Annotated in this window: 22 protein-coding genes; 16 read left to right on the forward strand and 6 right to left on the reverse strand. The window is 75.2% G+C overall.

Annotation, left to right across the window (positions count from 1 at the left end):
• Nucleotides 1-49: 49 nt before the first annotated feature.
• Nucleotides 50-898: an SDR family oxidoreductase gene (locus FGG90_RS12515; protein WP_094126673.1), complete on the reverse strand. Its 849-nt coding sequence runs from the start codon at nt 896-898 to the stop codon at nt 50-52.
• A gap of 86 nt (nt 899-984) precedes the next feature.
• Here FGG90_RS12515 and FGG90_RS12520 point away from each other — a divergent pair, with 86 nt between their 5' ends.
• Nucleotides 985-1,722, forward strand: coding sequence for a TetR/AcrR family transcriptional regulator (locus FGG90_RS12520; protein ID WP_094126671.1), 738 nt, complete (start codon nt 985-987; stop codon nt 1,720-1,722).
• Nucleotides 1,723-1,746: 24 nt separating this feature from the next.
• Here FGG90_RS12520 and FGG90_RS12525 read toward each other — a convergent pair whose 3' ends face one another.
• On the reverse strand, nt 1,747-2,604 hold the full coding sequence (locus tag FGG90_RS12525) for a helix-turn-helix transcriptional regulator (RefSeq protein WP_086521316.1): 858 nt from the start codon (nt 2,602-2,604) through the stop codon (nt 1,747-1,749).
• Between the two features lie 101 nt (nt 2,605-2,705).
• Between FGG90_RS12525 and FGG90_RS12530 the strand changes: the two genes are divergently transcribed.
• From FGG90_RS12530 to FGG90_RS12540, 3 genes are all read left to right on the forward strand, one after another.
• Nucleotides 2,706-3,386 carry an SDR family NAD(P)-dependent oxidoreductase gene (locus FGG90_RS12530; RefSeq protein ID WP_094126669.1) on the forward strand — a complete coding sequence of 227 codons (681 nt, stop codon included), beginning with the start codon at nt 2,706-2,708 and terminating at the stop codon, nt 3,384-3,386.
• 70 nt (nt 3,387-3,456) lie between these two features.
• On the forward strand, nt 3,457-3,855 hold the full coding sequence (locus tag FGG90_RS12535; RefSeq protein WP_094126667.1) for a polyketide cyclase: 399 nt from the start codon (nt 3,457-3,459) through the stop codon (nt 3,853-3,855).
• Between the two features lie 42 nt (nt 3,856-3,897).
• Nucleotides 3,898-4,464: a GNAT family N-acetyltransferase gene (locus FGG90_RS12540; RefSeq protein ID WP_094126665.1), complete on the forward strand. Its 567-nt coding sequence runs from the start codon at nt 3,898-3,900 to the stop codon at nt 4,462-4,464.
• Here FGG90_RS12540 and FGG90_RS12545 read toward each other — a convergent pair.
• Nucleotides 4,430-4,762 carry a hypothetical protein gene (locus tag FGG90_RS12545; protein ID WP_094126663.1) on the reverse strand — a complete coding sequence of 111 codons (333 nt, stop codon included), beginning with the start codon at nt 4,760-4,762 and terminating at the stop codon, nt 4,430-4,432. The genes FGG90_RS12540 and FGG90_RS12545 overlap by 35 nt on opposite strands.
• A 138-nt stretch (nt 4,763-4,900) precedes the next feature.
• Between FGG90_RS12545 and FGG90_RS12550 the strand changes: the two genes are divergently transcribed.
• The 5 genes from FGG90_RS12550 to FGG90_RS12570 all read left to right on the forward strand — a co-directional run bounded on the left by FGG90_RS12550 (nt 4,901) and on the right by FGG90_RS12570 (nt 10,407).
• A complete protein-coding gene (locus FGG90_RS12550) occupies nt 4,901-5,791 on the forward strand; it encodes a serine hydrolase domain-containing protein (RefSeq protein ID WP_094126661.1) in 891 nt (296 codons plus the stop codon).
• A gap of 78 nt (nt 5,792-5,869) precedes the next feature.
• A complete protein-coding gene (locus tag FGG90_RS12555) occupies nt 5,870-7,111 on the forward strand; it encodes an AAA family ATPase (RefSeq protein ID WP_094126659.1) in 1,242 nt (413 codons plus the stop codon).
• Between the two features lie 142 nt (nt 7,112-7,253).
• The gene (gene arfA / locus FGG90_RS12560) at nt 7,254-8,777 is read left to right on the forward strand and encodes an arabinosylfuranosidase ArfA (RefSeq protein ID WP_094126657.1); all 1,524 of its coding nucleotides are present in this window, start codon (nt 7,254-7,256) and stop codon (nt 8,775-8,777) included.
• A gap of 258 nt (nt 8,778-9,035) precedes the next feature.
• Nucleotides 9,036-9,593 (forward strand): hypothetical protein, encoded by a 558-nt coding sequence (locus tag FGG90_RS12565; RefSeq protein WP_063072250.1) that lies wholly within the window; start codon nt 9,036-9,038, stop codon nt 9,591-9,593.
• 280 nt (nt 9,594-9,873) lie between these two features.
• Complete coding sequence (locus FGG90_RS12570) at nt 9,874-10,407, forward strand: hypothetical protein (RefSeq protein ID WP_094126655.1); 534 nt, start codon at nt 9,874-9,876, stop codon at nt 10,405-10,407.
• Nucleotides 10,408-10,581: 174 nt separating this feature from the next.
• Here FGG90_RS12570 and FGG90_RS12575 read toward each other — a convergent pair whose 3' ends face one another.
• Nucleotides 10,582-11,175 (reverse strand): GNAT family N-acetyltransferase, encoded by a 594-nt coding sequence (locus tag FGG90_RS12575; RefSeq protein WP_094126653.1) that lies wholly within the window; start codon nt 11,173-11,175, stop codon nt 10,582-10,584.
• A gap of 49 nt (nt 11,176-11,224) precedes the next feature.
• Nucleotides 11,225-11,581, reverse strand: coding sequence for an Lsr2 dimerization domain-containing protein (locus tag FGG90_RS12580; RefSeq protein WP_094126651.1), 357 nt, complete (start codon nt 11,579-11,581; stop codon nt 11,225-11,227).
• Nucleotides 11,582-11,709: 128 nt separating this feature from the next.
• On the opposite strand from FGG90_RS12580, the gene FGG90_RS12585 reads away from it, so the two are divergent.
• A complete protein-coding gene (locus FGG90_RS12585; RefSeq protein WP_094126649.1) occupies nt 11,710-12,819 on the forward strand; it encodes a CobW C-terminal domain-containing protein in 1,110 nt (369 codons plus the stop codon).
• A gap of 39 nt (nt 12,820-12,858) precedes the next feature.
• Here the strand turns inward: FGG90_RS12585 and aztA are convergent, their stop codons facing one another.
• Complete coding sequence (aztA, locus tag FGG90_RS12590) at nt 12,859-13,506, reverse strand: zinc ABC transporter ATP-binding protein AztA (RefSeq protein WP_094126647.1); 648 nt, start codon at nt 13,504-13,506, stop codon at nt 12,859-12,861.
• 55 nt (nt 13,507-13,561) lie between these two features.
• Between aztA and aztB the strand changes: the two genes are divergently transcribed.
• The 6 genes from aztB (at nt 13,562) to FGG90_RS12620 (ending at nt 20,677) form a co-directional block, all read left to right on the forward strand.
• Nucleotides 13,562-14,515: a zinc ABC transporter permease AztB gene (aztB, locus tag FGG90_RS12595; protein ID WP_237583380.1), complete on the forward strand. Its 954-nt coding sequence runs from the start codon at nt 13,562-13,564 to the stop codon at nt 14,513-14,515.
• Nucleotides 14,516-14,573: 58 nt separating this feature from the next.
• A complete protein-coding gene (locus tag FGG90_RS12600) occupies nt 14,574-15,824 on the forward strand; it encodes an ABC transporter (protein WP_094126645.1) in 1,251 nt (416 codons plus the stop codon).
• Complete coding sequence (gene aztC / locus FGG90_RS12605) at nt 15,821-16,753, forward strand: zinc ABC transporter substrate-binding protein AztC (RefSeq protein WP_210433018.1); 933 nt, start codon at nt 15,821-15,823, stop codon at nt 16,751-16,753. Before FGG90_RS12600 ends, aztC begins: the two co-directional genes overlap by 4 nt.
• A gap of 85 nt (nt 16,754-16,838) precedes the next feature.
• Entirely contained in the window at nt 16,839-18,050 is a 1,212-nt protein-coding gene (gene aztD / locus FGG90_RS12610; protein ID WP_094126643.1) for a zinc metallochaperone AztD, read from the forward strand.
• Between the two features lie 299 nt (nt 18,051-18,349).
• Entirely contained in the window at nt 18,350-19,546 is a 1,197-nt protein-coding gene (locus FGG90_RS12615) for a glycosyltransferase (protein ID WP_094126641.1), read from the forward strand.
• 102 nt (nt 19,547-19,648) lie between these two features.
• Nucleotides 19,649-20,677, forward strand: coding sequence for an NAD(P)/FAD-dependent oxidoreductase (locus tag FGG90_RS12620; RefSeq protein WP_094126639.1), 1,029 nt, complete (start codon nt 19,649-19,651; stop codon nt 20,675-20,677).
• Nucleotides 20,678-20,685: the final 8 nt, after the last annotated feature.

The raw sequence follows: 20,685 nt of genomic DNA on the forward strand, positions 1-20,685 counted from the left end.
GGCGGCCGGGGCTCCGGCGTGCGCGGGCCGGGTGCGGGTGACCCGCGGGTCAGCCGCGCGCGAGATGGTCGCGCACGCTCTCGGGCTCGCGGCCCAGCAGCTGGGCGAGCAGCGGATCCGTGCCCGCGAAGAACCCGCCGGCGGCCGCCATCGGCAGGGTGACCAGGAAGCGCGCGACGAACTCGGGCGTGCCCGCCTGGACGAGCCCGGCGATCCATTCCTCGGGGTCCACGAGCTCGAGGCGCACCTCGCGGCCCGCGACCTCGGACGCCTGCTCGGCGACCTCGGCCATGGTCGGCGCGGCGCTCGCGGTGAGGGTGACGGGGCCGTCGAGCGGCGCGTCGGCGAGGAGGATCCGCGCGGCGCCCTCGGCCGCGTCGGCGCGCGAGGTCCAGGAGACCGGGCCGTCGGCAGGCACGCGGATCACGCCGGTCTCGCGCCAGCCGCCGAGCAGCAGGTCGACGCTGTGCAGGTAGAAGCCGTTGCGGAGCGCGGTCCACGGGACGCCGGAGCCCGCGAGGATCCGCTCGGTCGCGATGTGGTCCCGCGCGGGGCCGAAGGGCGAGTCCTCGGCGGCGCCCTGGTGGCTCGTGTAGAGGATCCGGCCGACGCCGGCCTCGGCCGCCGCCGCGATGGCGGTGCGGTGCAGCGCCACGGCGTCGGCGTGCGGGTCGCTGGAGGAGACGAGCAGGAGCTGGTCGGCGCCCGCGAACGCCGCGGGCAGCGAGGCGGGGTCGGCGTAGTCGCCGCGGCGGACCTCGACGCCGCGGTCGGCGAAGGACCGCGCCCCTTCGGGATCGCGGGCGACGACGACGAGCTCGCTCGCGGGGATCCGCTCGAGCAGGTGCTCGGCGGTGGCGCCGTTGAGCGCGCCGGTGGCTCCGGTGATGGTGATCATGGATCTGCCTCTCGTGTTAGCAACGTTAACGTATCGACGGTAGCACGGGAAGCAACGCGCTAACAGTGGTGCGTTATCGTCGTTCCATGACCGCCGAGACCTCCGCCCCGGCCGACCCGCGCGCCGGGACGCGCGATCGCCTCGTCGATGTCGCTGCCGACCTGCTCCGCGCCGAGGGCCGCGCCGCCGTCACGACGCGCGCCGTGGCCGAGGCCGCCGGCGTCCAGGCGCCCACGATCTACCGGCTCTTCGGGGACAAGGAGGGTCTCCTCGATGCCGTCGCCGAGACGGAGATGACGCGGTTCGCCGCGCAGAAGGCCGTCGTGATCCGCGCCGCCGCCGAGGGCGTCGTCGACGCGGTCGACGACCTCCGGGCGGGCTGGGACGCGACCATCGCGTTCGCCCTCGACAACCCGGAGCTGTATGCGCTCATGAGCGACCCCGCCCGCGGACAGGGTTCCCCCGCCGTGCGCGCCGGCGTAGCGCTGCTCGAGGAGCGCGTGCACCGCGTCGCGCTCGCCGGGCGCCTGCGCGTGGCCGAGCCGCTCGCGGTCGAGCTGATCCACGCGGCCGCTACGGGCGCGCTCCTCTCGACGATCCGCCGCCCGGCCGCGGAGCGCGACCGCGCGCTCGTCGACGCCATGCGCGACGCCGTGCTCGAGCGGATCCTCACGCCGCCGCCGCGCGGTCGCACCCGGCACGAGCCCGGCCTCGTCGAGCGTGCCGTCGCGCTCCGCGCCCATGTGGCCGACGCGGACCGCCTCAGCTCGGGCGAACGATCGCTCCTCGCGGAGTGGCTCGACCGGATCGCCGCGGCGCGCTGACCCGGATCCACCCGGCCGGCGCGGTCAGGCCCCCGCCACCTCCACGGGCGCCGTCGTCAGCGCCTGCAGCCCCGTGACCCGCAGCAGGTCGAGCCGCGCCTCGTCCGTGCTGCCCGGCTCCGCCGTGTAGACGACGATGCGGAGGTCGCTGCCCGGCACCGAGAGGGTGTCGCAGTCGATGGTGATGGGGCCGACCGGCGTGCTCGTCACGGTCTTGCGGCTCGACCGGTGCTCGGCGACCCGCGCCTCGCTCCAGCGCCGCTCGAACTCCGGGACCTCGGCGCGCAGGCGGGCGACGAGCCGGGCGAGCGCGCGATCCGCGGGGTAGCGTCCGACGGCCGTGCGCAGGTCGGCCGCGAGGTCGCGCGCGAACTCCTCCTCGTGCACGGCGTCGAAGTCGGTGCCCCCGTGGCCCTGCGTGAAGTAGGTCCAGACGAGGTTGCGGTCCCAGCCGGTGCGCGTCGACGGATCGCCGTTGAGCGCCGCCCACAGCGGGTTCCAGAGCAGCATGTCGTGCGTCGCCGTGAACACCGCGATGGGCACGTCGCCCAGCCGGTCGACGATGCGGTGCACGCCCGGGGTGATGTGCCGCGGCACCTCGCCGCGGCCGGGCGGGGCGACGCCCGCGACCCGGTGGAGGTGGTCGCGCTCGTCCTCGGTGAGACGGAGCGCGCGGGCGAGCGCGCCGAGCATCTGCGGCGACGGGTTCACCGAGCGGCCCTGCTCGAGCCGCACGACGTAGTCGACGCTGACGCCCGCGAGCGCGGCCAGCTCCTCGCGGCGGAGGCCCGCGGTGCGGCGGTGCGATCCCGCGGGCAGGCCCACGTCCGCGGGCTGCACGCGCTCGCGCCAGGAGCGGAGCACGCTCGCGAATTCGGTCATGCCCCCATCCTCCGCGCTGGCGGGCGGATCAGCCTGGTACCGCCGGTCCTCCCGTCGACCGGTGCCTGGGCGGCGCGGCCACGGAGGCGCAGGCTCGACCCATGACCACGACACTGATCACCGGATCCAACCGGGGCCTCGGCCTCGAGACCGCCCGCCGCCTCGTCGAGGCCGGCCACACCGTCCACGCGGGCATGCGCGACACCGCCGACGGCGACGCCGCCCGCGCCGTGGGCGCCCACCCCGTGCAGCTCGACGTCGACGACCCGGCCAGCGTCGAGCGCGCCATCGCGTCGCTGCCCGAGCTCGACGTGCTCGTCAACAACGCCGGGATCCTCGGCACCTCGCAGGGCGTCGACGACCTCACGCCCGAGGCGATGCTGGCCGTGCTGCAGACGAACGTGGTCGCCGTGGTGCGCGTGACGCAGGCCGCGCTGCCGCTGCTGCGGGCATCCTCGGCCCCGGTGATCGTCAACGTCGCCTCGGGCGTGGGCTGGCCGCGCGCGCTCGCGGGCGACGGCACCGACGAGAGCCACGTGATGACCGTGCCCTACGCGACCTCGAAGGCCGCCCTCATCACCGCGACCGTGCAGTACGCCAAGAACCTGCCGGGCTTCCGGATCAACGCGACCGACCCCGGCTACACCGCGACCGACTTCAACGGCAACACCGGCCACCAGACCGTGACCGAGGGCACGGACGCGACCGTCGCGATGGCGCTCGTGGGGCCCGACGGGCCGACGGGCGAGTTCCACAGCCGGCACGGGCGGATCGAGTACTGAGGGGCGGGTGGGCGCGGTTGGCGACGGATCCGCCTCCCGCCGTCGCGCCGCTCCCCGGTAGCGTCGGACCGTGACCTGGCCCGCGCTGCACATCACCCGATCCGTCGACGCCGACGTGGCGTCCGTCGTGGCCGTCGCGGGGGATCCCGCTCGGCTGCCCGACTGGGCGGCGGGCGTCAGCTCGGGGATCCGGCTCGAGGGCGGGCGCTGGCTGTCGGACTCGCCGATGGGCGCGATCGAGATCGCGTTCACGGGCCCGCGCGAGCTCGGGATCCTCGACCACGACGTGACGCTCCCCGACGGCACAGTGGTGCGCAACCCGCTGCGCGTCCTCGCGAACGACGACGGCAGCGAGGTCGTCTTCACGCTCTTCCGGCGGCCGGGCACGACCGACGTCGCGTTCGCGGAGGATGCGGCGCTCGTCGCGGACGACCTCGACCGGCTCGCGGCGCTGGTCGCCCGCGGCTGAGCGCCGGCCCGGACCCCCGGACCCGCCCGCTACCGTCGACGCATGCCGCCCGCCCGCCTCGCCGCCCCCGAGGGCCGAACCGCGCGGCTCGACCTCCACCTCCCCTCGCCCGATGACGCCGCCGAGGTGCACGCGATCCTCTCGGACCCCGCCGTCTGGACCCACTACCCGTCGCTCCGCGTGACCGATCCCGCGCAGACCGACCGGTTCCTCCGCACGCGCATCGAGGCCTGGGAGCGCGACGGCCTCGGCACGTGGATCGTCCGCCAGCGGGACGCCGACGCGGTCGTCGGGTTCGGCGGCTGCGGCATCGCCCACGACTCCTTCTGGAACCTCGGCTACCGCTTCTCGCCGGCCGTGCAGGGCCGCGGCTACGCGACCGAGATGGCCGCGCGGGCGATCGCGCGGGCGCGGATCCTCCGCCCCGAGCTGCCGGTGGTCGCGTACCTGGTCGCCCACAACCGGGCTTCTGCCGCCGTCGCGGAGAAGGCCGGGCTGTCGCTCGTGCACCGCGGCCCGGATCCGGGCAACCCGGACCCCGACGTGATGCGCCTCGTCTACGCCGACCGCGCCCTCAGCGACGCGCAGCGAGACGCGACGATGCGCTGAGCGAGGCCGCGGCTCCGGCTACCGCGGCGGCATCCGCCTGCTCCCGGTCCCACGCCCGCCGCGCGCGCCGCGCCCGCGTCTCCGCCATGACGATCCGCGTCCCCGCCAGCAGCACGAGCACCACCGCGGTCATCACGACCAGCGGCGGCAGCGCGAAGCCGACCGCGATCAGCGGGTGCTCCATCCCGACCGCGGGCCAGCCCATGTCCTCCCACCGGTCGGCGAGGAGGAGCAGTACGGCCAGGGCAGCGAGCTCCGCCGCCAGCGCCCCGATGGTGATCCGCGTCGCGAGCCGCATGCCGTCCCCTGCCGTCCCGATCGGCCGCTCCCGTCCGTCGCGCCGATGCCGAGCCGCCACCCTCGCACGGTTCCCCCGCCCGGGGAAGGCCTGCGCCCCCGCCGATGCGGGCCGTCCCGCCCGCGCCACACTGGATCCATGAGCACCGCCGCCGACGCCCTCGCCCGCCTCGTCGAGGGCATCGACCGCGAGCGGCTCGGCGCGTACGGCGTGGTCGTGCGGATCGGCGAGGACGAGGTCGCCCACCGCTGGCGCAGCGACGACCGCGAGAACCTGTACTCGGTGTCGAAGGGCGTCTGCGCGCTCGCCGTCGGCATCGCGGTGGACGCGGGGATCCTCTCCCTCGACACCCGCGTCCCCGAGCTGCTGCCCGCCCTCGACCTCGGCCCGGGCGTCGACGGGGTCACCGTCGAGCACCTCCTCACCATGACGAGCGGCATCGACTTCGCCTGGTTCGGCGACGAGCCCGTGCCCGGCCCCGACCTCGCGCAGGCGATGCTCGGCCGCCCGAGCCGCGGCCGCGTCTTCCAGTACAGCGACGCGAGCCCGTACGTCGCGATGCGGATGCTCGCCGCCGCGGTCGGCGACGTGCGCGACTGGCTGCTCCCGCGCCTGTTCGAGCCGGTGGGTATCGACAACCCGCAGTGGCACCGCTGCCCGCTCGGCTTCGTCGTGGGCGGCAGCGGCCTGGAGCTCCGCACCGGCGAGCTCGCGCGCATCGGCCGGCTTCTGCGCGACCTCGGCGCGTGGGAGGGCCGGCAGCTCGTGAGCGCGGAGTGGATCGACCGGATGCACGCATCCTGGGTCGCCACCGGCGCCGACGACCCGCACGCGCCCTTCGCCCGCTACGGCCTCGCGACCTGGGACGGCCCCGGCGACGCGTGGCGCCTCGACGGCCGCTACGGCCAGTACGTGCTGGTCGACGGATCCCGCGACGCGGTCGTCACCATCACGGCCCACGAGGAGGAGCGCGACCACCGGCTCGCGGAGCTGGCGGTGGAGGCCGTGGCAGCGGCCGCGGCGGGCTGACCGGACGCCATCTCGGCGGCCCGCGGCCGTCGGTTGATAACATTACCAACGCGTCCCGGGATTGGTAACATTACCAACATGCGCGATGCGACCGACAATCCCTTCAGCCCCGGCTCGGACACCGTCCCCGAGATCTGGGCCGGCCGCACCGAGCAGCTCGGCGACTGGCGCGACGTGGTCAGGCCTCGGCTCCTCCGCGGGCTCCCCGAGCGCGGGCGCACCGTGCTCGGCGAACCCGGGCTCGGCAAGTCCTCCCTCGTGCGGCGCATCGCACAGACCGCCGCCGGCGACGGGGACTGGGTCACGCCGCAGCTCCGGATCCCCCTCGGCGCCGATCCGCTGAAGCCCGTCGCGGCTGCGGTGCTGGAGCTCGCACGTGCCGCGGGCCTGCCCTCTGTGCGTGAGAAGCGGATCAAGGAGGCCATCGCGCGGGTCGAGGCGGTCGCGGCGGCCGGGCTGTCGCTCACCGTGCGCGAGGCATCCGACACGAGCGGCCCGGAGCCCTACACGTCGCTGACCGCGCTGCTCGTCGAGGTAGGCCGCGCGGCGATGCGGAAGGGCCGGGTCGCCCTGGTCCACGTCGACGAGGTGCAGAACATCACGGACGAGCGGACGCTCTCGCAGTTGCTCATCGCCCTCGGCGACGCCATCACGCACGAGGAGGAGGTCGCGATCCCCGGTGGTGCGCACGTGCGCCGGTCCCTGCCGATCGCGGTGTACCTCACGGGCCTGCCGGACTTCGAGGACCGGGCGGGCGCGCACAAGGGCGCGACGTTCGCACGCCGCTTCCGCACCACCGTCCTGACCGCGATCGACGACGAGGACATCCGGGCGGCGCTGCAGGACTTCGTCCTGCCGGGCTGGGAGGTCGCGGACGGCTCGGGTCGCACCCGCCGCATCCGCATGGACCAGGACGCCGCGGCTGCGATCGTCGACCTGTGCCGCGGGGAGCCGTTCCTCTTCCAGTTGGCGGGGGAGCGCGCCTGGTACGCCGGATCGGGGCCGACGATCACCCGCGCCGAGGTCCACGCAGGCTGGCGGGGCGCGGAGCGCGAGGCGGCCGCGCACGTGGAGCGGATCCTCGAGCGGCTGCCCCCGCGGGAGCGTGCCTTCGTGGAGGCCATGGCCGCGCTGCCCGCCGCGGAGCGCACGCTCACCCGCATCGCGAAGGAGATGGGCCGGTCGAGGGCCGCGGAGGTCGGCACCACGGCGCAGCGCCTGGACACCGTGCGCGGCATCATCGACCGGGGGACGTCCTACGGCTTCCGGCATCGCGCGATCGAGGCGCACCTCACCAGCTCCTGGCCGCGCATCGGGTGAGGCGCCAGCGTCGCGTTGACACCTCGCCCGCGCCCCCGGGAGAATGGGGTGACGTTGCTCTTACAACGTTGTAACGGCTCGGATCCACCCGGCACCGCCGGCGTCGATCGGCCCCGCTCCCGATGAAGTGAAGGACCATTCCATGACCGACGCCCGCCCCACCCCCGACGCACGGATCGCCATCGACCGCACCGCGGTCGTCGCCCCCGTCAACCGCCGCACCTTCGGCTCCTTCGTCGAGCACCTCGGCCGCTGCGTCTACGACGGCATCTACGAGCCCGGCCACCCCACCGCCAACGCCGACGGCTTCCGCCTCGACGTCGTCGACCTCGTCAAGGAGCTCGGCTCGAGCACCATCCGCTACCCCGGCGGCAACTTCGTCTCCGGGTACCGCTGGGAGGACGGCGTCGGGCCGCGCGCCGAGCGCCCGAAGCGCCTCGACCTCGCCTGGCACTCGCTCGAGACCAACGAGGTCGGCCTCGACGAGTTCGCGCGCTGGTGCGAGCTCACCGGCAGCGAGCTGATGATGGCCGTCAACCTCGGCACGCGCGGCGTGCTCGAGGCCCTCGACATCCTCGAGTACGCGAACCACCCGGGCGGCACCGCCCTCTCCGACCAGCGCATCGCGAACGGATCCCCCGAGCCCCACGGCGTCAAGATGTGGTGCCTCGGCAACGAGATGGACGGCCCGTGGCAGGTCGGCCACATGACCGCCGACGACTACGGCAAGCTCGCGAACCGCACCGCCGGGGCCATGAAGATGGTGGATCCGACGCTCGAGCTCGTCGCGTGCGGCAGCAGCGGATCCGGCATGCCGACCTTCGGCGAGTGGGAGCGCACCGTGCTCGAGCACGCGTACGACAACGTCGACTTCATCTCGGCCCACGCCTACTACCAGGAGCGCAAGGGCGACCTCGGCAGCTTCCTCGCCTCCTCGCTCGACATGGAGTACTTCATCCGCACGGTCGTGGCGTCGGCCGACCAGGTGAAGTACCGCCGCAAGAGCGACAAGACGATCAACATCTCCTTCGACGAGTGGAACGTCTGGTACCTCGACGAGCACCAGGAGTCCGGCGTCATCACCGAGGGCTGGCCCTACGCGCCGCACCTGCTCGAGGACGTCTACTCGGTCGCCGACGCGGTCGTGCTCGGCAACCTCATGATCACGCTGCTCAAGCACAGCGACCGCGTCACGTCGGCCAGCCTCGCGCAGCTCGTGAACGTGATCGCGCCGATCATGACGGAGACCGGCGGCGGCGCCTGGCGCCAGACCACGTTCTTCCCGTTCTCGGTCACGAGCCGGCTCGCGCAGGGCGAGGTGCTGCGCCCGCGCATCGACGTGGGCACGTACGAGACCGAGGTGCACGGCACCGCGCCGCTCGTCGACTCCGTCGCGACCTTCGACGAGGCCACCGGCCGCGCCGCGGTCTTCCTCGTGAACCGGAGCCTGTCGGAGTCGCTCACCATCGAGGTCGACGTCGCCGGCCTCGCCGTGTCCGAGGTGCTCGAGGCCGTGGGTATCCACGACGACGACGTCTACGCGAAGAACACCTTCGAGGACCGCGAGCGCGTGGGCCTCACGCCGAACGCCTCGGCGTCGCTGACCGACGGCACCCTCACGATCACGCTGCCGCCCGTGTCGTGGACGGCCGTGTCGCTCGGCTAGCCGCACCCGCTCGACCACGCGCCCGTCGCGCCGCCTCCGCGGCCGGCGGGCGTCGTGCGTGATGGGGCGGGCGCGGATCGTTCGCGGTGCGCATGCGTCCGGCGCGGTGCGCGGCGTACGCGAACGCGCATGCACATCCGAGACGGAAGGGTACGGCGGTGCCCCCAGCGCCTGCTCGCTGTGGATGGGCGCGCCCGCGGGATCGGGATGGTTCCCTAACCTCTCGCTCTACCCACACACGAACGGAGCACCATCGCCATGCCATCCATCGCGCCCTCGACCCGATCCTCGCGTCGCCTCCGCCGGGCGGGGACCGTCGCCGCCGCCGCGGCCATCGCGCTCTCCGCCACCTTCGGCCTCGGCATCGCGCCGGCATCCGCAGCCACGGCCGCCGCGGCCCCGGCGTCCACCCCCACCGACGCCTCCCAGATCACCATCCCCGGAGCCAAGCCCGGACCGGCGCCCAAGTGGCCCGGCGCGCAGTACCGGTTCGTGTTCCAGACGCACTGGGTCAAGGTCGCCGACGGGGGGCAGAACATCCGGTCCTTCCGCATCCGGGGCTACTCGGTCAGGCCGGGTGGGCTGGCCGTCAACGACATCAACGAATGCGTCACGTACCCCGGATATGACCCCAAGATCACTGACTACCGCAACGTGGGCATCGTCCTGCCGCAGATCCTCAACACCACCGTCACCAGCTACTCCGGCCCCTCGTGCACCGGCTACGACTACTCGAAGGTCGGCGGAAGCGGTCCGATCGACAGGGGGGATATCCACTGGACGCTCTTCACGCACCACGCGCCGGCTCCTCGCTGACCGGACGATCCGCACGCACCGACGGCCGACGTCTCCCTCGCGGAGACGTCGGCCGTCGTCCGTCAGCGCGACCCGCCGACGAGGTGCGGTCGGTCCCTCCACCAGCTTGGCCTCGCGCGGCGGGGCGCGTGCGCGGCGTCGCGGGTCGTGCGCGCATGCACATCCGCGGTGCGTGGGTGCCGAGAGTCCCCATCACCCGCTCGGTGTGGATGCGCCCGTCCGCGGGATCGGCGGGCTCCTTAGCCTCTGATCTCCCACCCACGAACGGAGCATCATCGTCATGCCATCCACCACGCACTCCACCCGACCCTCGCGCCTCCGCCGCCGAGCGGGGACCGTCGCCGCCGCGGCGGCCGTCGCGCTCTCCGCCACCGTCGGCCTCGGCATCGCGCCGGCGTCCGCGGCCCCGTCGACCACCCACGCCGCCGAGTCCTCCGTGAGCACCAGCCCGGCCGGGGACCTCACGGAATCCAAGGTCGCCACCCAGATGTACACGTTCACGACGCACTGGACCCCGGTCTCCCGCGGCGGGCAGAACGTCGAGTCGTTCATGGTCGCGGGCCCCAGCAACAAGTGGGTCAACGGGGCCGACCGTCCGAGCTTCCATTACTGCGAGACCTTCCCGAACTACCGGAACAACCTCGACACCGACAGTCACGTGAATGTCTTCATCCCGTCGGAGTACGGCACCAGCGTCGTCAGCTTCCCCAGCCCCAATTGCGAAGGCCAGTTCGTCGACGGATTCGGTCAGATCGACACCGTGCACCACAGCTGGACCCTCTTCACGCGCCACGCGCCGACCTGGCGTCGCTGACCGGACCATCCGCACGTACCGACGGCCGGCGTCTCCCTCGCGGGGACGCCGGCCGTCGGCGCGTCAGCGCGGTGCATCTCCGGGATCCAGCGCGCGGGCGGCTCCCGGGCGGCTGTCGTCGTGCCGGTCTGGCCGCGCCCGTCGCGCTCCTCTCGGGGTCGGGGCGAGGCCGGATCAGCCTCGCCGCTCCGCCCGCAGCACCGCCATCACGATCACGTCGACCGGCTGGCCGTCGAAGCGGAAGGCCGCCCGGAGGCGGCCCTCCTCGACGAAGCCCGCGCGCTCGTAGACGCGGCGGGCGCGGGGGTTGGAGGCCAGGACCTCGAGGGAGACGCGCTCGAGGTCGGTCGCGGCGAAGGCGTGGTCGACGAGCAGGCGCACCGCCTCCGAGCCGAGGCCGCGGTCGCGGCCGGCGGGGCCGATGAGGATGCGGAGGTTCGCGCTCCGGTCCTCGGGGCTCCACTCGTTGAGCACGGCCTCGCCCACGCACACGTCGGTCGCGCGGTCGACGAGCGCGAGGTCGAGGCGGTCGGGCTGGTCGGCGCGCGTCGCGTACCAGGTGCGCGTGCGGTCGTCGAGCTCAGGGCGCCCGGCCATCTCGGCGACCTCGGCGCTCGTGTGCGCGGATCCGGTGAGGCGTATCACGTCGGGGTCGGCGAGGATCGGCCCCATCGCCTCGACGTCGGCGGGGGTGAAGGGGCGGAGGACCGCGCGCTCGCCCTCGAGGCGCGGGAGTACGGGGAACAGGCGGGGGTCGGCGGCGCTCACGCCTCCATCGTGCCCGGACGGGTCGCGCCCGTCACGTGCGTCGCGCCGGTCAGCGCCCGTCGCGCTCGCGGTACAGCGTCATGAGGGTGGCCGAGATGCGGCCGCGGGTGCCGATGCGGTGGCCGTTCGCCTCGAGCCAGGCGCGGGCGGCGGCGCGCTCGCCCGTCGCGGCCGGGCTCGCGCCGGAGGACACGGGCGGGGGATCCGCCACGGGCGTCACCGTCACGGTGGTCCGCCGACCGGCCGTGGCGTAGGGCGAGAGCGTCGAACGGAGCGCCCGGGCGTCGGCCTCGTCGAGGTCGACCTCGAGCACCCACCCGTCGAGCCCGAAGCGCACGGCCTCGAGCGCCTCGGTGCCGGGCGCGGAGCCCTCGTCGGCGCGCTGCGGATCCCTGTCGTCGGCCATGCGTCTCCCTGTCGTCGTCCCCCTCCCGCAGCCTAGGTCGCGCCGGGGGCACCGGCCGCCCCGCCGATCGCCGCCCCGGATGCCCCGCCCGGTGCTTGATGAGAACCGTTCTCTTCTAAGCTGGGCGGATGGACGCCCACCCGAACGCCATCCCTCCCGTCACGCGCGGCGGCCTGGCCGTGACCCTCGTCTCGGCGAGCACCCTGCGCGCCGCCTCGCGAGTGGCCGCCGCCGTCACCGGATCGCCCGAGGCCGCGGATCCGCAGGTCGTCGAGGCGCCCGACGGCGACAGCGGCCGGCTCGGCGCCGAGCTCGCCGAGGGGCTGATCGCGGACGTCGACGACGGCCGCCGCGGCCTCGCGGTCGTCGCGCTCGAGCCCGCCGCGGATCCGCTCGAGGTCGCCCTGGTCCTGGAGCACGTGGTCGAGGCGCGGCATCCCGGATCCACGCCCATCGGCGTGCTCGACGTCGTGGCCGTCTCGTCGGTCGCCGAGATCCGCGACGTGCTGCTCGACCCGCGCGACGACGACGCGGACCCGTTCGACGCGGGCGAGCGGCTCGCCGGGCGGCTGGAGTGCGCGAGCGTCGTGGTGCTCGCGGACCTGGATCCGGACCGGCCGACCGCCGACGCCCGCCGCGTCGTCGCGCTGATCGGCCTGCTCGCGCCTGACGCCCGGATCGTCACGCACGGCGACCGCGACGCCCTCGTGCCGGTGCCCGTGCGGATCGCCCGGCAGCGCGTGCGGCGCCTCGCGGCGGGCATGGGCTGGCAGGCGGCGCTGGCGGGGCGGCTGCCGGCGCGGCTCGCGGTGCTGGCCGCGCCCGACGGGCCGTCGGATCAGGCGGCGCCGATGGGCGTGCACGTCTTCCGGGATCCGCGCCCGTTCCACCCCGGCCGCCTGCGCCGGGCCGTCGCGTGCGAGCTCGTGCCGGGGCCGGCGGGGCGCATCGTGCGGTCGCGCGGGCTCGTGCGCCTCGCGAGCCGGCCGGAGACGGTCGGCCAGTGGTCGACCGCGGGCGACGTGCTGAGCCTCGACCCGACCGGCATGCCGAGCTGGGATCCGGAGTCGCCCGCGGGCCAGGAGATCGCGTTCGTGGGGGAGGGGCTCGACGGCGAGGCGCTCGACCGGATCCTCGGGGCCTGCCTCCTGGAGCCCGCCGAGCTGGTCGCGGGGCCGGACGCCTGGCGCGCGTACGCGGATCCGTTCCCCGCCTGGGACACCGAGCACCGGCACTGAGGCGGGCGGCGGCGGGCACCGCTAAGCGCGCCGCGACGCTCAGCGCGCTTCGTCCCCGATCACGCGCCCGTCCTCGAGCCGCACCACCCGATCCGCCTCGGCGAGCACGGCCGGGTCGTGCGAGACGGCGACGACCGCGATCCCGCGGTCGGCCTCCGCGCGCATGATCGCGCGGATCCGCGCGGCGCTCGCGGCGTCGAGCCCGGTGGTCGGCTCGTCGAGGAGCAGCAGGTCGGCGCCGCGCGCCAGCCCCTGCGCGAGCAGCGCCCGCTGGCGCTGCCCGCCCGACAGCGCGGCGAAACCCTGCGAGGCGAGGGGGATCAGGCCGAGGCGGTCGAGCGCGTCGTCGACCGCCCGGCGGGCGTCCGCGTCGAGGCGTCGCCACCTCCCGGATCGACCCCACGCGCCGACGGTCACGACGTCGCGGACGGTGACGGGCAATCGGTCCGAGACGGCGGCGCGCTGCGGCACGAAGGCCGCGCGATCCGCGGCGGAGCGGGTCCCGGCGGCGTGCGCGCGGGTGCCGGCGACGACCTCGAGGAGGGTCGACTTGCCGGCGCCGTTGGGGCCGGCGATCACCGTGAGGGTCCCCGGCAGGAGGTCGAGGTCGACGCCGTCGAGCGCGCGCCGGTCGCCGAAGTCGACGCGGATGCCGCGGAGGGCGACGGCGGGTGGAGGAGGGGGCACGCTCCGATCCTACGCATTTGATAAGCGTTCTCATTCTCGACTACGGTCGGGGATCGTGCCCTTCCTCACCCGCGGAATACTCGAGCCGTTCGCGCTCGACTTCCTCCAGCGCGCCCTCCTCGGCGGCGCCCTCGTCGCGATCCTCTGCGGCGTCGTGGGCACGTGGGTCGTCATCCGCGGCATGGCGTTCCTCGGCGAGGCGCTCGCGCACGGGATGCTGCCCGGCGTCGCGCTCGCCACGGTGCTGGGCCTGCCGGTGCTCGTCGGCGGCGCGCTGAGCGCGGTCGCGATGAGCCTCGGGATCGCCGCCCTCCAGCGCCGCGGCCGGCTCTCCTACGACACGAGCATCGGCCTGCTCTTCGTCGCGATGCTCGCCCTCGGCGTCGTCGTGGTCTCGCACTCGGGCAGCTTCGCGACCGACGCGACCTCGATCCTGTTCGGCGACATCCTCGCCATCGCGCCCGTCGACATCGCCCTGCTGGCCGGCGCCGCGGTCGTGGGGCTCGGCGTCGCGTGGGCGTTCCATCGTCCGCTCGTGGCGCTCGCGCTGGATCCGCGCATCGCCGCCGTGCTCCGCCTCGGCCCCCGTTCGGCGCAGGCCGCGCTCGTGGGGCTCGTGACGCTCGCGGTCGTCGCGTCGTACCAGGCGGTCGGATCCCTGCTCGTCGTCGGCCTGCTGCTCGCACCCGCGGTCGCGGCCGGGCACTGGACCGCGCGGATCCCCACCCGGATGGCCCTCGCCGCCGTGCTCGGCATCGCCTCGGTGCTCGTCGGGCTGCTCGTCTCCTGGCACGCGGCGACGGCGGCCGGGGCGTCGGTGGCGGCCACCGCGATCGCCGTGGCCGCGCTCTCCGGGATCGCGCGGGCGGGTCTCACGGCGCTGCGCGCGCGGGGCCGGGGGAGCAGGGGCGCGCCCGGTGCGGGGGACCACGGTGACGCCGCCCGCGCCGACGCCCTCGACCCGGTCCTCGCGGGCCCGCCCGCCGGATCCACCGCCCCCACGCCCTGACCTCCGCGGCGGACGACCGCCGCGATCCCCGCCCGTCCATCCCCACCGAGAGGACCCCGTGCGCCCCCGCACCACCGCTCCCGCCCTCCTGGCCGGCCTCGCGCTCGCCCTCACCGCCTGCTCGACCGCGCCCGCCGCGGCGCCGACCGTCGATCCGACCGCCGACGACCGGGGGGACGGGCACGGCGCCGTCTCCGGCGCCGCCGAGCTGTCGGAGCCCCGCCTCGGCCTCACGAGCATCGACCCGGCGGGCGCCGTCACGCACCTCGACCTGCTCGACGGATCCGTCGCCGAGCTCGGACGCATCGGCGCGCCGACGGCCGTGGACACCGACGGCCGGTACCTCTTCGCGCAGACGGACCAGGGCGTCGAGATCGTCGACAGCGGCGTCTGGACGTGGGACCACGTCGACCACTTCCACTACTACCGGGCGGATCCGCGCCTCGTCGGCACGGTCCCGGGCGCGGGCACCGCGACCATCGCGACCACCAACCTCTCCACCACGGGCGGCACGGGACTCTTCTTCCCCGCCTCGGGCGAGGCCGTGCTGCTCGACACGGAGGCGCTGTCCGAGGGCGAGGTCGATGAGCTGTTCCGCCTCGACCGCGAGCCCGGCCCCGGCATGGTCGTGCCCGTCGGATCCCTCGCGCTCGTCACCGAGGGGCAGGGCGCCGACGCGAGGGTGGCCGGCCACACGGCGGACGGCGAGCGGACCGGCCTCGTCGAGGCGTGCCCGGATCCGGCCGGCACCATCACGACGCGCGTCGGCGCCGTGATCGGCTGCTCGGACGGCGCGCTGCTCGCGAGCGTGGACGGCGAGGAGCTCACCGTCGAGCGGATCCCGTACCCCGACGGCACGGGGGCCCCCGACGCCACGACTGCCCCCGCCGCCACGTCCTTCGACAACCGCGAGGGCCGGCCGACGGTCGCCGCCCTCGCCGGCGACCAGGGGATCTGGCTGCTGGACACCCGCGAGCGCTCCTGGCGGCTGCTCCCGGCGCCCGCGCCGCTCGTGCACGTGACGGCCGTCGACGACGCCGACGACCACCTGCTCGCCCTCACGACGGACGGCCGCATGCTCGTCATGTCCGCGGCCGACGGCGCCGTGATCGCCGACACCGGCCCGCTCGTCGCCGACTCGCTCGCGGCGGGACGGATCCCGACCCTCGTCGCCGACCAGCAGCGCGCCTACCTCGCGGGCCCGGTCGAGCGGCGGCTGCACGAGATCGACTTCGCCGACGGCGGCCGCGTCTCGCGCACCTTCGACACGCCGGCGGAGCCCGCCTTCACCGCGGAGACGGGCCGATGAGCCGCCGGACCCGTCGCCTGCCCGCCGCACTCGCGGCGGCCGTCGCCTCCGCCGCGACCGCCCTCGCCCTCGCCGGCTGCGCGACCGCGGGCGACGACCGGCCGACGGTCTACGTCTCCACGAACATCCTCGGCGACGTCGTGGAGGAGCTCATGGGGGACGAAGCCGACGTCGTGACGCTGATGGAGCCGGACGCGGATCCGCACTCCTTCGAGATCTCCGCGCAGGAGGCCGCCCGCCTCCGCTCGGCCGACCTCGTCGTCTCCAACGGCCTCGGCCTCGAGGAGGGGCTGCAGCAGCACCTCGACGCGGCGTCCGACGCCGACGTGCCGACGTTCGTCGCGGGCGACCACATCGAGGTGCTCGACTACGCCGTGGGCGACGCGGCCGGCATGCCCGACTCCCACTTCTGGACGGATCCGGCCCGCATGGTCGACGTCGTCGACGCGCTGGAGCCCGTGCTCGCGCGCATCGAGGGCGTGGATCCGGACGTGGTCGCCGACCAGGCCGCCGCCTACCGCGGCGAGCTGGAGGCGCTCGACGCCGAGATGACCTCCGCGTTCGGCGCGATCCCGGCCGAGCGCCGCGCCCTCGTCACCAACCACCACGTCTTCGGGTACCTCGCCGACCGCTTCGGGTTCGAGGTCGTCGGCGCCGTGATCCCCGGCGGCACCACCCTCGCCGCGCCCTCCGCCAGCGACCTCGCCGACCTGGTCGACGCGGTCGAGGAGACCGGCGTCCCCACGATCTTCGCGGAGTCCTCGCAACCCGACCGCCTCGTGCAGGCGCTCGCGAGCGAGGCCGACATCCGCGTGGAGGTGGTCGAGCTGTTCACGGAGTCCCTCACGGGCCCCGAGGGCGGCGCCCCCGACTACCTCGCCATGATGCGCGTCAACACGCAGCGCATCGCATCCGGGCTCTCCCCTTGAGCGCGGCGATCCACCCATGACGAGAAGGGACCGCCGGGCTCTCCCGCTGAGCGCCCGCGATCCCTCCCACACAGAAGGAACCACCATGCGCACCCCCCGACTCCGACGGACCGGCATCGCCGCCGTCACCCTGGGTCTCGCCGCGACGCTCGCGGCCTGCTCCACCCCCGCCCCGGAGGGCTCCCCGTCCTCCGACGCCGCGGCCGGATCCGGCGAGGCAGCCGGACCCCGCCTCGCCGTCGCGTACGAGGGCGGCATCCTCGTCCTCGACGGCGAGACGCTCGAGACCGTCGCCGACCTCGGCTCCGAGGAGTTCACTCGCCTCAACCCCGCGGGCGACGACCGGCACGTCATGGTCACGATGAGCGAGGGCTTCCAGGTGCTCGACACCGCGGCCGGCACCGGCGACGCACCCGAGCTGACGGACACGGTCTTCGCGGCCGACACCCCCGGCCACGTCGTCCGCCACGCGGGCAAGACGATCCTCTACGCCGACGGCACGAGCGACACGACGGTCTTCGACACCGCGGCCCTCGCCACCACGGACGGCATGCCCGAGACCGAGACGATCGCGGGCGTCGAGGCGCACCACGGCGTCTCGATCGTGCTCGAGGACGGCACGTTCCTCACCACCGTCGGGAACGCGGACGGCCGGAACGGCATCGAGGTCCGCGACGCGTCCGGCGCGGTCGTCGCGCAGAGCGACCAGTGCCCCGGCGTCCACGGCGAGGGCACGGCGGCCGGCGAGGTCGTGGTCTTCGGTTGCGAGGACGGCGCGCTCCTCTACGACGACGGCGCGATCACCAAGCTCACCGCGCCCGACCAGCCGTACGGCCGGATGGGCAACGCCTACGTGAGCGAGACCAGCCCGATCGTCGTCGGCGACTACAAGTCCGACCGCGACGCCGAGGGCTACCTGCTCGAGGCCGTGGCCCTGATCGACACGGAGGCGGCAACCCTCCGCGTCGTCGACATGCCGGAGGGCGTGGGCTACACGTTCCGCGACGTCGCGCGGGGCCCGGGCGACATGGCCTACATCATGGGCTCGGACGGCCAGGTCCACGTGCTCGATCCCGCGACCGGCGAGCTGACCGGCTCCTTCCCCGTCATGGACGCGTGGGAGAGCCCGGTCGAGTGGCAGGACCCGCACCCCGCGATCGTCGTCGCCGACGGCGTCGGGTACGTCACCGAGCCGGCCGCGAAGAAGGTGCACGCGGTCGACCTCACGACGGGCGAGGTGCTCTCCCGCACGACCCTCGAGGTCACGCCGAACGAGATGGCGGTCGCCGCGGGCTGATCCGCGGAGGGGTCGTGGGGCGCGGGGCGGAGGCTCCGCGCCCCGCGCGCGTCGGGCGTCCGGCTGGCGTGCGTCCGGCCTCCGGCCTCCGGCGTCGGGCGTCGGGCGTCCGGCGTCCGGCGTGCGGACGCGCGGGTCGCGTGCGGTCGCGTCTGTGGGCGCGGCCGCCGCGGATGTGCGGCCGCGTGCCACGATCCTCGTTCCCGCTGCCGCACGTCCCGCGTCGCATCCCCGCGGCCGACGCCGGCTCCGATCCCCTGCGGGCCGATCGGCAGCACCCGACCGGAGGAGCGCCCCGCATGACGACGACCGTGACCCGAGCGCCCCGCCCCGCGCGCATCCTCTTCTCGTTCGCCCGCGGCCGGGGGCATCTGAACCCGATGCTGCCCCTCGCGCGCGCGGCCGCGGCGGCCGGCCACGAGACCGCCCTCTGCGGCGCCCGGCCGATCGTGCTCGACCAGACCGGCTTCGACCACCTCCACCCGCGGGAGGTGTCGACGATGCCGTCGACGGCGGGCGCGGACTGGAGCGAACGCGACACGGGCCGGCTGACGCCCGTGTCCGCCGCGGGCCTGCTGGCGAACATCGCCCCGCACTTCCTCGGCGACACCGGGCGCGAGTCCCGTGCCGCCGTCATCGAGGTCGCCAGGGAGTGGGCGGCCGACGTCGTCGTGTGCGACGGGCAGGACTTCGGGGCGATGGTCGCGGCGGAGGTCGCAGGGCTCCCGTGCGTGGTGGTGGAGGTCCTCGCGACCGTGCCCGACGCGTGGCTCGAGCGGATCCGCGAGCCCATGCAGGGGTTCCGGGCGGAGGTCGGCTTGGCGCCGGATCCCGAGCTGCGCGTGGCGCACGGCGCCCTCACGGTGGTGCCGTTCCCGCCCGCGCTCCGCGCCGATCGGGCATCGCAAGGCCCGGTGACGCGCATGCGCCCCGACGCCCCGCAGCCGGAGCGCGACCACCCCGCCGTCGCCTGGCTCGCGGCGGGCGACGAGGAGCAGCGCGTGTACGCGACGCTCGGCACCGTCTTCAACCGGGCGTCCGGCGACCTGCTCCCGCGGATCATCCGGGCGCTCGAGTCGCTCCCGGTGCGCGCGCTCGTCACGACGGGGCCCGACATCGACCCGGCCGGGTTCCGGGCGGCCAGCCCGCGCATCCGGGTGGAGCGGTACGTGCCGCAGGACGGCGCGATCGCCGCGGCCGACCTCGTCGTGTCGCACGGCGGATCCGGCACCATGACGCAGGCGCTCTCCCACGGCGTCCCCGTCCTGATGCTGCCGCTCGGCGCCGACCACCTGCCGAACAGCCAGCGCGTGCGGGACCTCGGCGCGGGCGCGATGGTCGACGCGCGGGCGACGACGGACGAGCTCGCCGCGCGGATCCGGGACCTCCTCGCCGATGCGGCGCCACGCGCGGCCGCCGCGGCCGTCGCCGCGGAGATGCGCGCGCTGCCCTCGCCCGACGACGTGATGCGGCGCATCGAGGCGCTGCTCCGCTGACGCCCGCCTGCTGTCCGCCCGCCGGCCGCGGCCCCTCGCATCCCTCTTGCCGATCCGGCAAGGACCCGTGCGTCGGACGCCCGGGTCGGCGAGGCTCGACCCATGGACATCGCACAGGGCATCAGGGGCAGGCACGAGTGGGACGCGGTCGTCGTCGGGGGCGGCGCCGCGGGATCGAGCGCGGCGCTCATGCTGGCGCGCGCCCGCCGGAGCGTGCTGGTCGTCGACGCGGGTCAGCCGCGCAACGCGGTCGCCGCGCACATGCACGGCGTCCTCGGCCACGACGGGAAGCCGCCGCGGCAGCTCCTCGCGGAGGGGCGCCGCGAGATCGCGGGCTACGGCGGCGTCGTGGTCGACGGGCGGGTCGAGGGGATCGAGGCGGTCGAGGCGGTCAGCCCCGAGGCGCGCCCGGACGGTCCGCGCTTCCGCGTGAGCCTCGACGACGGCGCCGTGGTGCGCGCCCGCCGCGTGATCCTCGCGACCGGCCTCGCCGACGTCCTGCCCGAGGTCCCCGGCCTCGCGGCGCACTGGGGCGCGGGCGTCGTCGTGTGCCCGTACTGCGACGGCTGGGAGGTGCGCGACCGGCGGATCGGCGTGCTCGCGACCGGGCCCGGCAGCCTCCACCACGTGCAGATGCTGCGCCAGTGGTCGGCCGACATCGCCTTCCTCGTCGCCGGCGGGACGGCGGACGGCGCGCCGCTCGCCATCGACGCCGCGACCCGCGCCGGGCTCGACGCGCGCGGGATCCGCGTCGAGGAGGCCGCGGTCGTGCGCGTGCTCGGCGAGCGCGGCGCGCTGGAGGGCCTGGAGCTCGCCGATGGCCGGATCCTCCCGCTCGACTCGCTCTTCGCGATGCCGGGCGTCGCGCCGCGCGACGCCCTCGCCCGCGCGCTCGGCGCCGCCACCGAGGAGACGCCGTGGGGCCCGTTCGTGACGGCGGATCAGATGGGCCGCACGAGCGTCCCCGGCCTCCTCATCGCGGGCAACGCGTCGAGCGGATCCGCGAACGTGCCCGTCGCGATGGCCGCGGGCACCATGGCGGGCGCGATGGCGAACGCCGACATGGTGACGGAGGACGTGGCCGCCGCGGTCGCGATGGCGGACGCCGTGCCCGCGGGCGCCGCCCGGTAGCGGTCGAC

This window comes from Clavibacter michiganensis subsp. tessellarius (genome assembly GCF_021922985.1).
Taxonomy (GTDB): domain Bacteria; phylum Actinomycetota; class Actinomycetes; order Actinomycetales; family Microbacteriaceae; genus Clavibacter; species Clavibacter tessellarius.